Genomic DNA, 13,144 nt, shown 5'->3' on the forward strand with positions numbered 1-13,144 from the left:
TCGGCGAAGACGTTTCAGGGGTCTTCTCAGATGACGGTGTAGGTCGTCCTGCTCCCCCTCGCCGCCCTGATGCTCATCCTCGGCAGCGTCTGGCCGGCCGCCCGCCGACGCCTGGGCGTGATCACTCCGATCACCGCCCTCGTCGCCCTTCTCGGAGTCCCGCTCGCCACTCAGGCCGGCGAAGCGCTCGAACGGCAGGTCGACCCCTCCGCAGCACTCGAACGCCACGCCGAGCTCGGCGATCACCTGCTGCCCTGGGCTGCCGGACTGTTCGTCCTCTGCGTGGCGCACTGGCTCTGGTTCCGGACGCGCGGGAGGAACTCCGCCGACACGAGGGGACGGAGCGCCCGCTCGGTCCCCTCGCTGATCCTCGCCGCCGTCGCGATCGTCGTCGCAGTGGGAGCGACTGCGAACGTCGTCCAGATCGGCGACACCGGAGCGCAGGCGGTCTGGTCCACTTCCGAGGACAGCTCGACGCCGGCTCCTGCATCCGGGAGGTGAGCGCCGCGAGACGACGACGCCGAACTGCGGCGGCCGCGGAGCTGAGGCCTCCGGTCGGCCCCGATGCGCGTGCGGATGGTTGACTCGACGGATGCGGAATCGAGTCCTGTTCGTCGTCGGGGTCACAGCGATGTTCGTCGCGCTGGTGCTGAGGCTGGTGTGGCCGGCCGGTGAATTCGCCTCCGGCTTCTCGCTCGCCCTGCAGCTGAGCGGCATCCTGCTCCTCCTGGTCTACGGGGTGAAGCACTTCACGGGGCGGCCGCGCCGGAGCTGAGCGGCTCATCCCAATCGGGGGTGTAGGAGTTGGGGTCTGAAGCCGCCGGTCTCGAGCAGGCTTCGGGCGATGTAGTTGGTCAGGTTGCGGAACCCGAGTGCGGAGCCGCGCAGGTGTTCGAGCCGTCCGTTGAGCGCCTCGGTCGGCCCGTTGCTGGTGCCGGGTCGTTCGAAGTAGGCGAGCACGTCAGCGGCTCGCTTCTTCAGGGTCCGGCCCAGGGTGGTGAGCTCGGTGAGCACCTTGGGGACGCCGGCGCTGAGGTCGGTGATCAGCTTCTCCATGAGCTCGCGGCCACGTTGCCGGTCCTCGTGGCGATAGGCGGCGATCATGCGCTGGTAGACACCCCAGGTCGCCTCGACCTCGACGTGAGCGTCATCAACGAACAGCGCGCGTAGCCTGTCGCTCTGCTTGTCGGTGAGCAGGTCCGCGCCGGTGTGCAGATCGAGGCCGTCGAGTCGAGCGAAGGCGGTCAGGTCAGGGCGGCCGAAGCCGGCCTGCGGGGTAGCGTCGGACACGTCGAGGTCTTTCGGACGGATGGCGTAAGAACCTCCGTCGTCGGGAGACCTCGACGTCTATCTGCGGACCGACGCGCCCGGCCGACCTACACCGTCATCTGAGAAGACCCCTGAAACGTCTTCGCCGACGACGGGGCCGGCGAGGAGGAGGGCGCGGTGAGTTAGAAGAATGGAGCTTGCTCGGCTTCGACGCCGCCGCAAGCTCCGGTGAAACGGTCGGTACTGGTCGGTCGTCGTCGGTCACCACCGGATGGCGGCGTCCTCCACGCTCGGCGTTTGCGCAGGTCAGCGGCTCGTTCGCCCAGTGGGCGCATCAAGCGGTAGACGCAAAGCCGACGTCATTAGGTCGTCCGTTCGATTCCGACAGGCGGCTCCGGCGAACCGTTCTGGTGGTCGCGCGATGCGCTGGCCTCACGGCTCTGCCCGACACCGACGTCGCTCTCCTCTGCGACGGACCCTCGCCGGCTGAGCGCTCGCGGCCGGCATCCTGTCCGTGTGCCGATAGGCCTCGCACCGCTCGGCAACGCAGCGTGGCGTTGCGTCGCGACCTGGCGACGGCTCGGCGGGGCGCGATCGTCTCGTGCGTTGGCGGACTACGGGAGCTTGGACGCGAGGACGTCGGCCGCCAGGATCTCGGGTGCTGCGCCGAGGAGGTGCTGGTTGGCCATCAGGGCTGCGACGATGGCGCCGTTGGCGTGGGCGTCGCGAGCGGCTTCGTCGGGGAATGCATCGAAGATCCAGAAGGTGTCGGCGTGGGTCCTGACCGCGAACCAGACAATCGTTCCTACTTCTTCGTTGGCGAGTGCGACAGCGCCGGCGAGCAGATCGGCGACCGAGTCGTGCTGTCCATCGGCCGCGACGATCTTGGCGACGAAGGCATACGGAAGTGATGCGGGTGTGGACATGAGGGACTCTCCTTGACGTCGAGGTTCTTCGTGGGACGAGTCCAGCGTATGACGAGCGAGGGCCGGTGGGGAGTGGCGTATACGGCAGTATTGCTATTGTTTACGTCATGCGTATCGGACTGATCGCGATCGACGGCTGCTTCGGTTCGGCTATCGCGTCGATCATCGACATCGTGCGGGTGGCCGACGGAGCCCGCGGCGATGTCGACCCGCGGATCGACCCGATCGAACTCGCCATCCTCGGACCGAAACGGCGAGTGACCACGACGGCATCGATGACCCTGTCGGTGGACCACCCGCTGTCGGAGTCCGGAGAGTTCGACGTGGTCGTCGTCCCTGCGCTTGGAACCCTTACGGCCGCCGCTACCAACGACGTCCTCCAGAGCCGAGATGCTCGTTCGGTCATCGCCTCGCTCGGGCGCCTCGACGAGGCGACCACCCGGATCGCCGCGGCGTGCACCGGCGTGTTCGCTGTCGCCGAGACCGGACGGATGCATCATCGGAGGGCGACGACCAGCTGGTTCCTGGGGCCGGAGTTCCTGAAGCGCTATCCGACCGTCGCCCTCGATCTCGACACCATGGTCGTGGTCGACGGGAACCTCGTCACCGCCGGCGCCGCGTTCGCCCACATCGACCTCGCGCTCTCACTCGTGCGATCGATCAGCCCCGACCTGGCCCAACATGTCGCCAAGCTCCTCATCATCGACGAGCGTCCGTCTCAGGCGGCCTTCGTCGCCTACGAACATCTCCGGCACGAGGACCCGATCGTCGTCGAGTTCGAACGCTTCGTGCGCGCCCGCCTGGACGAACCGTTCAACGTCGCCTTCGTCGCGCAGTCGCTCGGCACCAGCCGGCGCACCCTCGAACGACGAGTCCGTGCGGCGCTCAACCTCACTCCGCTCGGCTTCGTCCAACGGCTTCGCATCGAACGAGCTCGGCACCTCTCAGCAACCACGGACTTCACCTCCGCCGAGATCGCGCTACGGGTCGGCTACGCGAATGCCGAGACTCTGCGCTCCCTCCTGCGCAGGGAGCGACGCCGTTCCTGACCTATCGCCATGCCTGTAGCCGGTGTCCTAGCGCTCGACTGGAACCACCTCTCAGCACGTCGCGTCGACGCTCCTGCGTCGCCCCTGGACGACCCACTCGACACGCCCGCAGCACAGGTCATGTGACGTGTCCCGGCTTCCCGGACGGTCGGGGTTGGGTGGCTGTGATGTCGCTGCGTTCTCGTCGAGGGGGTCAGCAGACTCGATCAGGGTCGACTGGGATGAGACGCGAAGGCGGTCAGGTCAGGGCGGCCGAAGCCGGCCTGCGGGGTAGCGTCGGACACGTCGAGGTCTTTCGGACGGATGGCGTAGGAACCTCCGTCGTCGGGAGACCTCGACGTCTATCTGCGGACCGACGCGCCCGGCCGACCTACACCCTCATCTGGGAAGAGCCAGCTGAGCTCCGGAATCGGAGGAAGACCTGTGGGCGGATCGGAGAAGCCGGCCTGGGCGAATCCGGAGCCGGACGTCCACCGGGCGCTCGCACGGTGGGCGGCGGAGTGCGCGGAGCGCGCCCTCCCCGCGTTCGAGGAGTGGGATCCGGACGATCCCCGGCCCCGGCGCGCGCTCGACGTCCTCCGCGCCTGGGAGCGGGGCGGGGCTCCGATGACGGAGTGCCGCACGGCCGCCTTCGCGGCGCACGCCGCAGCCCGCGCCGCGACGCAGGCGGCCTGTCCGGCCGCCACCGCTGCCGCGCGGGCGGCCGGACAGGCCGCGGCCGTCGCGCACATGGCGGACCACTGCTCGCACGCCGCCGTGTACGCCGCGAAGGCGGTCGGGCTCCGGGGGAGCGACGCCGACAGGGACGCGGAGCGGCGCCACCAGTGGGAGAGCCTCGACCCCGCGCTGCGCTCCCTCGCCTTCCCGAAGGGGCTGTGACGCCGGCCCGGTGGACCTCACCGGGCCGGCGCCCGCGCGCTCAGCGGTGCGCGGGTCGGAGCCCCAGCAGCGTGTCGACGACCACGAAGGCCGCGAGGCTCGCCCCCAGGAGCGGGAGGAACAGCCCGACCGCGGCGGCGGCGACCAGGACGGACGCGACTCCCCACCACGGCGCGCGCCGGAGCGCTCCCCGGGCCGGCGGGGTGCCGCCGAGCCGCCGGGGGCCGCGGGTGGGGCGGCGCTTCCACCACATCAGGTATCCGAGCACGACCATCGTGGCGATGCCGGCCGCGGTGACGAACAGCAGCAGCTGGTTGGGCAGCCCGAACATCGAGCCCATGTGCGTGTCGATGCCCCAGCGGGAGAGCTTGGCGACGAGGCCGAAGTCGGCGAAGTCGACCCGGTCGACGACCTGCATCGTGCTCCCGTCGATCGCGACGCCGTCGACCTCGGTCGGGAAGCTGCGCTGGATCTCCTGCACGACCCAGGCCGAGCCCTCCGCCGCGGGCGGCCGGATCTCGACCAGTCCCGTGTTCACGTTGACCTCGCGGGCGACCGAGAGCACCGAGTCGTAGGCGGCCGGCGAGTAGCCCGCCGTCGACTCGACGGCGTCGCCGGTGGCCGCGCCGTGTCCGGCGTGACCGGCGTGCTCGTCGGCCACCTCGCCGGTCCGGTCGCCGAGCGTCGTCCCCAGCGAGGGTGTGGTCCAGCCGACGGCGGAGCGGAGGGTCTCGAAGTTCCCGCCTCCGTACAGCGACCAGGTGATGCCGGTGGTCGAGAGGAACAGTGCGCCGACCAGCAGCCAGACGCCGGTGGAGGCGTGCCAGGAGAACAGGCGCTTGTAGCCGGTGGTCCTCGGCGCGGGGCGCAGCAGGTCCCTCTTCACGCGGGCGCGGCGGAGGCGGATGATCCAGAGACCCAGGCCGGCGAGGGCGACGACCCCCAGCCAGGAGGCGGCGAGCTCGCTGTAGGAGCGGCCCACGTCCCCGAGGTGCAGCGTCCGGTGCAGGTCGCTGACCCAGGTCCGCAGCGGCAGGGCGCCGCTCGTGCCGTACGCGGTGAGGTCGCCGCGGACGTCGGCGGTGGCCGGGTCGATGAAGACCGCGCGGGTCTCGCTCGCGCCGAGCGACGGGTCCGCGTACATCACCCGGGTGGTGTCGCCGGGGTTCGGGGCGGGGCGGACGGCGACGATGCTCTGCCCGCCTCCGGTGTACTCGTCGGCGGCGTCGATCTGGTCGGCCAGGGGGAGGTAGGCGTCCGCTTCGGGGGCGTGCAGCTCCTGCGCGTAGACGACCTGCTCGAGCTGCGGGGTGAGTGCGTAGAGCGCTCCGCTGGTCGCGGCGACGAGGATGAACGGCCCGACGAACAGGGCGGCGGAGAAGTGCAGGCGCAGCAGCAGCTGTCCGAGCCAGCCTCCGCTGCTTCTGCGCGGTGGGGGCGGGGTGTCGGCGGAGTCGCGGGGTCTCGTGGCGGTGGTGGTCATGCTTCTGGTCCTTCGGTGCTGTGGCGGGTGCCGGTGAGGGTCAGAGGAGGGTGTCGCCGATGTAGCCGCCCTCGACGCAGCCCGGCGGGATCGCGAAGACGGCGGAGCCGATCGGCGTCGTCCACTCGTTGAGCAGGTCCAGCTCGTCCAGGCGCTTCTGGATCGGGACGAACTGCGCGGTGACGTCGGCCTGGTACGCCGCGAAGATCAGCCCGGAGTTCGAGATGTCCTCGCCCGTCGGGGTGTCGTCGTAGTTGTAGGCCCGGCGGTGGAAGCGCTCGGCGGCGTTCTCCGAGCGGGCGCGCCTCATGTGCGAGAACTCGGGGATCACCGGGAAGCCGATGGTCGTCGTCGCCTCGAAGTCGGGCTCGTCGGCCTCCGCCGTCCCGGTGAGGGGCGCGCCGTTCGCGAGGGTCCGCCCGACGGACTGCTCCCGGCCGCTGCGGTCCAGGCGGTCCCACTTGTCGAGGTCCATCCGGATCCGGCGCAGCACCAGCCCGGTGCCGCCGGCGAGCCAGCCGTCGCGGACCCAGACCAGCTCGTCGAAGTCGACGTCCTCGGGGCGCGGATTGACGGTCCCGTCGACCTGGCCGAACAGGTTCCGCATCGTGGTGCCGGCCTTCTCGGAGCCCTGCGCCCGGCGGAACCCGGTCTGGGTCCAGCGGACGGTCGCGAAGGTGCGGGTGTTCTTCAGCAGCATCCGCAGCGCGTGCGCGATCGTGAAGGCGTCGTCGGCGTGGAACTGCAGCAGCAGGTCCCCGTCGTTCCACTGCTCCTCGAGCCGGTCGATCCCGAACGCGGGCAGCGGTGCCAGCCAGGCCGGCTTCGCCGCATCGCCGGCCGCGAGGGACACGAGCCTCGGCCCGAACCCGAAGGTCACGGTGAGGCGGGCGGGGACCACGCCGAGCTCGGGCTCGGAGTCGGCCAGGGCCGGCTGCCCCTGGGTGAGGCGCGCGGCGTCGTCGGACAGGATGCGCAGCATCCGCCGCAGCCCGTCCCGGTCGGTGCTCTCGCGCAGATCGAGGGCGACGAAGGTCGCGTGCGCCTGCGGTGTCGCGGCGATCCCGGCCTGGTGCGCACCGTGGAAGGGGATCGTCTCGTCGCCGTTCAGCGCCGCGGCCGCTGCCGGCGCAGCGCCGCCGCGGCCGAGCAGCTGGTCTGCTCCGATCGCACCGGCCGCGCCGATGCCGGCGACTGCTCCGCCGAGGAGGAGCCGTCGCCGGCTGACGGCGCTGCGCGGGCGCTCGTCGGCGCCGTGGCCGGTCTCGCGGTCCTCGCTCATCAGCCCTCTCCGCCCATGTCCATGTCCATGTCGCCGCCCTCGTAGTTCTCGTTCGCGCCGGCGTAGTCGCGCGCCGGGACGGTGAACTCCGTCGTGGAGTCGTCCGAGAAGGTGAGGGTGACGGTGACCTCGTCCCCGGCGACGATCGGCGCGGCGAGGTCCATCAGCATGATGTGGTTCCCGCCGGGGGCGAGCTCGAGGCTGCCGCCGGCGGGGATCGTGAAGCCGCTCTCCTTGGCACGCATCACCATCTCGCCCGACTCGTTCGCCACGGTCTCGTGCAGCTCCAGCTCGGAGGACGCGGCGGAGGTGGCGGACACGACGGTGACGTCCTCGGTGCCGGAGTTCTCCAGCTCACCGAACGCGGCGGACATGCCGGAGTCGGCGGCCTTCACCCAGCCGTCGGTGATGCTCACCTCGGTCGCGGCGGGCGCGATCTCGGCGGAGGTGCTGCCGGAGGCTCCGGCACTGCAGCCGGTCAGGGCGAGCAGGGCTGCGGCCGAGAGGGCGGAGAGGGTGGTGACGTGTCGAGTGCGCATGGTGTGGCGCCTTCCTGTGAGGTGGTGCGGTGGGTGGAGGACGTCGGCGGTCACGACGACGTCCGGTCTTCGGTGGTGGTCGAGGGCCGCCCGCGGCGGCGGGTGATCAGGAGGAAGGCCGCGACGGCGAGGACCGCGCCGGTCAGACCGATGAGGACCGGTCGGAGGACGTCCGGCGGGGCCTGCGAGGAGGCGGCTGCGACGACGGTCGGCTCGACGGTCGGGGTGGATTCCGCGGCGGCCGCGGCCTGCGCCGAGGCGCCGTCGCCGACCGTGAAGGGGACGACGCCCGCGATCGGGTGGCCGTCGGCGGAGACCACCCGCCACTTGAGGTCGTAGGAGCCGCCGGGAAGCGCCGCCTCGAGCGGAGCGGTGACCGTCGAGTCGGTCAGCTCGACCGGGCCGGACACGTGGTCGATGCCGTCCATGTCGGTGACGAGGACCAGCGCGCCGATCGTGAGGACGTCCTCGGAGTACGTCAGCGTCACCTCCGCGGGCGAGTTCGTGAAGTGCTCACCGGAGCCGGGAGTGCTGCTGATCAGCTGGTCGTGCGCCTGGACGGGCCCGGCCGTCCCGATCAGGACGCCCGCCAGGGCGAGCGCTGCCAGCGCGGCGGGAAGCCGTCGCAGGGGTCGAGAGGTCATCGGTCGGTCTCCTTCGTGGTGGTCGGACGGGGAGTGCTCCGGCTGTCGAGCCGGTTCAGTCGGTCGTTGTAGGCGGTGAGCTCGGCCTCGCCGTCGCGGTCGGCGCGCCGGTCGTAGCGCTTCGCGGTCCGCTCCTCCGAGCGCACCCACTGCGCGACCACGACGAGGGCGATCAGAACCATCGGGATCTCGCCCGCCGACCAGGCGATCCCTCCGCCGACGCCCTGGTCGGCGAGCAGCGCCTCCGTGTCGGTGTACCCGAGCGCGGTCCACCAGGACGCGGCCAGCACGGTGGTCTGCGACATGATCGCCAGGCCGAAGAAGGCGTGGAACGCCAGCGTCGCGAGCATCACCAGCAGCCTCAGCACGTGGCCGGGCCGGTTCGGGCCGGGGTCGACGCCGATCAGGACCCAGAAGAAGAGATAGCCCGTGGCGAGGAAGTGCAGGGTCATCAGGACGTGGCCCTGGTGGCTGAACATCGCCCACTCGAACCAGCCGGTGTAGTAGAAGACGACCAGGCTGCCGGCGAAGAGCACGGCGGCGACGGGCGCCCGCGACAGCACGGCGAGGTAGCGGGAGTGCACGACGGCGAGGATCCACTCGCGCAGCCCGCGCCCGCCGTCGCGGCGCACCGGCAGCACCCGCAGAGCGAGCAGCACCGGTCCGCCGAGCACGAGCAGCGGCGGCACGACCATCATCAGCAGCATGTGCTGGATCATGTGGGTGCTGAAGTGCACCTGCCCGTACACGGCCGGGCCACCGCTGGTCGTGTAGGCGAGGGCCGCGCAGCCGGCCACCCAGGCGGCGGTGCGCCCGAGCGGCCAGGCGTCGCCGCGGCGCCGCAGCCTCAGGACCGCCGACACGTAGAGGGCGGCGCCGACGACCGCGATCCCGAGCCAGACGGCGTCGAGGTGCCACTGGTCGAGCATCCGCTCGGGCGTGACCTCGGGCGGGTAGCGGAAGCCGAGCAGACTGCGCCGGACGTCTCCGCTGATCGGGTCCTGCGAGACCGGCGGCGCGCTGTTCGAGAGCGCCACCGAGACGCCGATGGTCAGCGCCATCACCACCACCTCGCCGACCGCGATCGCGACGAACGCGCGGCGGTCGGCCGGGTCGGCGCGGAGCCGCGGGATCAGCCGCAGCCGGTGCCCGAGGCCCGCGCCGCCGAGGGCGAGCAGCGCGACGGCCTTGACGATCAGCAGCTGCCCGTAGGGCGTGCCCAGGTCGTCGAGGTCCTCGATCCGGAGCGACGCGTTCACCAGACCCGAGAAGGCGACAGCCCCGAACGCCCAGCCGGCCAGCACCGAGTAGCGCGCGACGACCACGCCGAGCTGGGCGCCGACGGTCCGCCGCAGCAGGATCACCGCGGCGAGCCCGCCGGCCCAGGCCGTCACTCCGATCAGGTGCACGGCCAGGCTGTTCACCGCGTTCGCGTGCTCGTCGGCGCCGGCGGCGTGCCCGGAGAGCGAGAGGGGGAGCAGCGCCAGCACCGCGATCCCGGTCGCCGCCGCCACCCAGGCCAGCCGCTGCGAGAACAGGGTGAGGAGGAGGACGGCCGTCGCGCACACCGTCGAGGCCACGAGCGTCTGCCCCAGCTCGATCTGCGTGGCGTAGAAGACGAGCTGCGTCCGGAAGCCCGGCGCGTCCAGCGGCTGCCCGATGGTGTTCGCCGCCGTGAACACGAGGACAGCGATCGCGGACGCCACCCAGACCGCGGCCGACCAGGTCGCCCAGCGCAGGGCGCGGTTCTGCGAGTACGAGACGACGCCCGGCGCGATGCGCTGCCCGGGCAGCAGGAAGGTGGCCGCGGTGAGCAGGCCGATGGTCAGCGACGCGGCGGAGTCGTGCAGGACCCGCGCGATCGGCAGGCCCCGCGTCACCAGGTCGCCGGGGTCGATCAGCCGCGTCGCCACCGAGAACGCCCCGGTGTACGACAGGCCCAGCAGGGCGACAGCGACCGCCGCCGGTATCGCGAGCAGGAGGGACGCCTCCGCCCCGCGGAGAGGAGCGGCGAGCGGCCGCGGAGGCGGGAGGAGGTCGTCGTCGACCGGTGTCGATGCTTGTGCCACAGGCGTGGCTCCCTTCACGGGCGTCCCCGAGGGGACGCTCCACTGACCCCTCCGCCGGCGCGCAGGAGCGCCGGGCCAGGACGATCCGTCCGGGAGGAGTCGCCGAGACGCCGACCGGCCGGCGTCCCTCGGAGACCCCTGCGGGGGAGGAGACGGGTCGGTCAGACGCCGCGGGGACCTCCGGGGAGGTCCTCGCCGCGGCTCGCGTCGATGATCAGGAGGCGGGCTGCAGAGGGGGGCCGCGCCGCAGCGCCGCCTGGGGGAAGACGCCCGAGGCGAGGGGGAGCACGTCGCGCAGCTCGAAGGAGGAGCGTCGCGCGGGTCGAGGAGCGGCCACCGGAGTCGGCAGGACCCGCACCAGGCGGGTGACGAGGTGGCTCGTCGTCGCGGCGACACTGACGAGGAGGGACTCGCCTCGGTGGAGCGCCGCGGTCGTCGCGACGGCGGCGACGAGGTGCGCCGCCCACATCGAGGAGCCGGTCATCCCGCTGTGCGTCATCGCCGCGCTGACGTCGATCACGGCACCGTGGTGCGCGTGCAGGGTCGGCGCATCGACCGGCCCCGCGAAGGTCCCGATCGTGAAGAGCGTGTGGAACAGGAACTGGCTGACTCCCACCGAGACCGCCAGGCGGACCAGGGAGAGCCTGCGCCCGGCGAGCGCCACGCACACCAGGACCGACAGGACGAGCGGCATCGCGACACCGAGCGGACCCGGGATCTGGCCGCCGCCGGCCACGTGCGAGAACAGCGCGACGAGCGTCGCCACCGTCGCCGCGACGACACCCCGGAGGGTGCGCAGCGGGCGCGACGACGACATCTCCCCAGTGTCGCAGACGCCTCCTTCCCGCGGAGGACCGCTCTCGGGCGAGAGGGGCGGCCGGCCGACGGTTCCTCTCAGCGGGCCGCGGAGGCTCCGGGGCGTCACTTCTCGGGCCGGACCACCAGCCCGACGCCGCCGCCGCGCCGCACCGGTTCGGCGACCGCGGTCATCCGGCCGGAGGGGTCGACCTCGATGGCGGCCACCGCGCCGATCTGCGCGGCCGAGGTGAAGGTGTCGCCCGAGGGGACCAGCTGCTGGCCGAAGGGCGCGAGGTCGTCGGTGTACGCCTCGATGAACTCGGGCTCGGCGGAGGTCGTCGCGCCGTTGCGCTGGGAGGCGCGGGGCGCTGCCACCGCCTCGGGGAGCGTCATGCCGAGGTCGATGCGGTTGACCAGAGTCTGCAGGACCGTCGTGATGATCGTCGATCCGCCCGGCGAGCCGACGACGAACCGCACGTCCCCGCCGTCGAGCACGATCGTCGGCGACATCGACGAGCGCGGGCGCTTGCCCGGCTCGATCCGGTTCGGGTCCCCGTCGACGAAGGTGGGGGAGAAGTCGGTCATCTCGTTGTTGAGGAGGAAGCCGCGGCCGGGGACGGTCATCGCCGAGCCGCCGGTCTGCTCGATCGTCAGCGTGTAGGAGGCGGCGTTGCCCCACTTGTCGACGACCGAGAGGTGGGTGGTGGAGATGTTCTCGGTGTCCGACTCCTCCGCGGCGGGGGCGGTCGCGCATCCGGAGCCGTCGAGCGCGCCGGGCGCGACCGGGCGGACGGAGGCGGTCGCCGGGTCGATCGTGCAGTCCCGCGAGTCCGCGAACTCCTGGCTGAGGAGCGTCTCGGTGGGCACGTCGACGAAGGCCGGGTCGCCGACGTAGGCGCCGCGGTCGGCGAAGGCGCGGGCGGACGCCTCGAGGTAGAGGTGCAGGGCGCTGCCCGTGTCCTCGGCCGCGAGGTCGTGGTTCTCGAGGATGTTGAGGGCCTCGCCGACCGCGATCCCGCCGGAGGACGAGGGCGCCATCCCGTAGACGTCGAGTCCGCGGTAGGAGACGCGGATCGGCGCCTGCTCGGCGACCGAGTACGCCGCGAGGTCGGCGGCGGTCATCGTGCCGGCCGGGGCGGGGAGGTCCGACCCCTCGGCGATCCGCGGGTTCTGGACCGTGTCGGCGATCTCGGCGGCCAGCGCGCCCTCGTAGAACGCGTCCGGCCCGTGGACGGCGATGGAGGTCAGCGTCTTCGCGAGGTCGAGGTTGCGGAAGGTGCTGCCCACCTTCGGCGCGTCCCCACCGGGGAGGAAGAGCTCGGCCGTGTCGGGGAACGCCTGGAACCGCTCGAGGTTGTCGAGCGTCTGGTTGCGGAAGGTCTCGTCCACCCGGAAGCCCTTCGCCGCGAGCGCGATCGAGGGCGCCAGCACGACGGGGAGCGGCAGGGTGCCGAAGCGGTCGACCGCGGTGTCCCAGGTCGCCACCGTGCCGGGCACGCCGACCGCGACGCCGGAGGAGACGAGCTCCGGGGTGAACGGGTACGGGGCTCCGGTCGCGGGGTCGAGGAACGCGTCCGAGGTGATGCCGGCCGGCGCTGTCTCGCGTCCGTCGATGGTGCTGACCTCGCCGGAGGCCTTGTCGAAGTAGACGAAGTACCCGCCTCCGCCGATGCCGGCGCTGTACGGCTCGCTCACACCGAGGGCGGCGGCCGTGGCGACCGCGGCGTCAGCTGCGTTGCCGCCGCGCTTCAGCACCTCCATGCCCACGCGGCTCGCGTTCGCGTCGACGCTCGAGACCGCTCCGCCGTAGCCCACCTGCGTCGAGGGCGAGATGAGGGGTCCGCCGAGGAAGTCGCGGATCTTCTCGGGCGTGAGCCCGCTGTCCTTCAGGTATCCGGAGACGGGCCTGTCGAGAGCGGACGCCGGTGCGGCACCCGCCACTCCCACTGCGACGACCGCGACCAGCGCGATCGCGATCCTGCGGAGCACGGGTGTCGTGGCCATGGCGTTCCTCCATCGGAACTCAGTGGTGCGCGGTCGGCTATGCGGGTCCCCCCAACCTAGGGGCGGGGTGGGGGTGCCCTCGGATCCGGCCGACCGGCTCGAGGCGATGACCGTCGCCTACATCGACCTGATCGCCGACCGCGCACCACTGAGTTCCGATGGAGGAACGCCATGGCCACGACACCCGTGCTCCGCAGGATCG

At 71.9% G+C, this 13,144-nt stretch carries 12 protein-coding genes and 1 pseudogene; 4 read left to right on the forward strand and 9 right to left on the reverse strand.

The features are described 5' to 3' along the window. Window positions 1-69 precede the first annotated feature (69 nt). Window positions 70-501 (forward strand): hypothetical protein, encoded by a 432-nt coding sequence (locus C5C59_RS16495; protein ID WP_219814005.1) that lies wholly within the window; start codon window positions 70-72, stop codon window positions 499-501. Window positions 502-592: 91 nt separating this feature from the next. Continuing rightward, the gene (locus C5C59_RS16500) at window positions 593-775 is read left to right on the forward strand and encodes a hypothetical protein (protein ID WP_104224784.1); all 183 of its coding nucleotides are present in this window, start codon (window positions 593-595) and stop codon (window positions 773-775) included. A gap of 5 nt (window positions 776-780) precedes the next feature. Here the strand turns inward: C5C59_RS16500 and C5C59_RS16505 are convergent. Both C5C59_RS16505 and C5C59_RS16510 read right to left on the reverse strand, forming a co-directional pair. Next, window positions 781-1,215 (reverse strand): annotated as a pseudogene (locus C5C59_RS16505) (transposase); the annotation flags it as partial. A gap of 668 nt (window positions 1,216-1,883) precedes the next feature. Further along, on the reverse strand, window positions 1,884-2,195 hold the full coding sequence (locus tag C5C59_RS16510) for a putative quinol monooxygenase (protein WP_104239510.1): 312 nt from the start codon (window positions 2,193-2,195) through the stop codon (window positions 1,884-1,886). 107 nt (window positions 2,196-2,302) lie between these two features. Between C5C59_RS16510 and C5C59_RS16515 the strand changes: the two genes are divergently transcribed. Further along, the gene (locus tag C5C59_RS16515; RefSeq protein ID WP_053548963.1) at window positions 2,303-3,244 is read left to right on the forward strand and encodes a GlxA family transcriptional regulator; all 942 of its coding nucleotides are present in this window, start codon (window positions 2,303-2,305) and stop codon (window positions 3,242-3,244) included. Window positions 3,245-3,667: 423 nt separating this feature from the next. Further along, window positions 3,668-4,123 (forward strand): putative immunity protein, encoded by a 456-nt coding sequence (locus C5C59_RS16520; protein WP_104239511.1) that lies wholly within the window; start codon window positions 3,668-3,670, stop codon window positions 4,121-4,123. Window positions 4,124-4,163: 40 nt separating this feature from the next. Here the strand turns inward: C5C59_RS16520 and C5C59_RS16525 are convergent, their stop codons facing one another. From C5C59_RS16525 to ggt, 7 genes are all read right to left on the reverse strand, one after another. Continuing rightward, window positions 4,164-5,606 carry a PepSY domain-containing protein gene (locus C5C59_RS16525; protein ID WP_104239512.1) on the reverse strand — a complete coding sequence of 481 codons (1,443 nt, stop codon included), beginning with the start codon at window positions 5,604-5,606 and terminating at the stop codon, window positions 4,164-4,166. A gap of 40 nt (window positions 5,607-5,646) precedes the next feature. Next, on the reverse strand, window positions 5,647-6,888 hold the full coding sequence (locus C5C59_RS16530; protein WP_104239513.1) for a Dyp-type peroxidase: 1,242 nt from the start codon (window positions 6,886-6,888) through the stop codon (window positions 5,647-5,649). Next, window positions 6,888-7,427, reverse strand: coding sequence for a copper chaperone PCu(A)C (locus tag C5C59_RS16535; protein ID WP_104239514.1), 540 nt, complete (start codon window positions 7,425-7,427; stop codon window positions 6,888-6,890). Before C5C59_RS16535 ends, C5C59_RS16530 begins: the two co-directional genes overlap by 1 nt. Window positions 7,428-7,477: 50 nt before the next feature. Then, window positions 7,478-8,071, reverse strand: a complete 594-nt coding sequence (locus tag C5C59_RS16540; protein ID WP_104239515.1) for a copper resistance protein CopC — start codon at window positions 8,069-8,071, stop codon at window positions 7,478-7,480. After that, complete coding sequence (locus C5C59_RS16545) at window positions 8,068-10,140, reverse strand: cytochrome c oxidase assembly protein (RefSeq protein ID WP_104239516.1); 2,073 nt, start codon at window positions 10,138-10,140, stop codon at window positions 8,068-8,070. The genes C5C59_RS16540 and C5C59_RS16545 overlap by 4 nt, the downstream gene beginning before the upstream one ends. A gap of 214 nt (window positions 10,141-10,354) precedes the next feature. Then, on the reverse strand, window positions 10,355-10,957 hold the full coding sequence (locus C5C59_RS16550; RefSeq protein WP_104224800.1) for a hypothetical protein: 603 nt from the start codon (window positions 10,955-10,957) through the stop codon (window positions 10,355-10,357). A 104-nt stretch (window positions 10,958-11,061) separates the two neighbouring features. Further along, a complete protein-coding gene (gene ggt / locus C5C59_RS16555) occupies window positions 11,062-12,942 on the reverse strand; it encodes a gamma-glutamyltransferase (RefSeq protein ID WP_104239517.1) in 1,881 nt (626 codons plus the stop codon). Window positions 12,943-13,144 lie beyond the last annotated feature (202 nt).

The sequence above is a fragment of the Rathayibacter sp. AY1F4 genome, assembly GCF_002931775.1.
Lineage (GTDB): Bacteria > Actinomycetota > Actinomycetes > Actinomycetales > Microbacteriaceae > Rathayibacter.

What these genes read in the sequence shown, in the direction of transcription:
- C5C59_RS16495 (WP_219814005.1), top strand. Translation starts at nt 70, where the DNA reads ATGCTCATCCTCGGCAGCGTCTGGCCGGCCGCCCGCCGACGCCTGGGC.
- C5C59_RS16500 (WP_104224784.1), top strand. Translation starts at nt 593, where the DNA reads ATGCGGAATCGAGTCCTGTTCGTCGTCGGGGTCACAGCGATGTTCGTC.
- C5C59_RS16510 (WP_104239510.1), bottom strand. Translation starts at nt 2,195, where the DNA reads ATGTCCACACCCGCATCACTTCCGTATGCCTTCGTCGCCAAGATCGTC.
- C5C59_RS16515 (WP_053548963.1), top strand. Translation starts at nt 2,303, where the DNA reads ATGCGTATCGGACTGATCGCGATCGACGGCTGCTTCGGTTCGGCTATC.
- C5C59_RS16525 (WP_104239512.1), bottom strand. Translation starts at nt 5,606, where the DNA reads ATGACCACCACCGCCACGAGACCCCGCGACTCCGCCGACACCCCGCCC.
- C5C59_RS16530 (WP_104239513.1), bottom strand. Translation starts at nt 6,888, where the DNA reads ATGAGCGAGGACCGCGAGACCGGCCACGGCGCCGACGAGCGCCCGCGC.
- C5C59_RS16535 (WP_104239514.1), bottom strand. Translation starts at nt 7,427, where the DNA reads ATGCGCACTCGACACGTCACCACCCTCTCCGCCCTCTCGGCCGCAGCC.
- C5C59_RS16540 (WP_104239515.1), bottom strand. Translation starts at nt 8,071, where the DNA reads ATGACCTCTCGACCCCTGCGACGGCTTCCCGCCGCGCTGGCAGCGCTC.
- C5C59_RS16550 (WP_104224800.1), bottom strand. Translation starts at nt 10,957, where the DNA reads ATGTCGTCGTCGCGCCCGCTGCGCACCCTCCGGGGTGTCGTCGCGGCG.
- ggt (WP_104239517.1), bottom strand. Translation starts at nt 12,942, where the DNA reads ATGGCCACGACACCCGTGCTCCGCAGGATCGCGATCGCGCTGGTCGCG.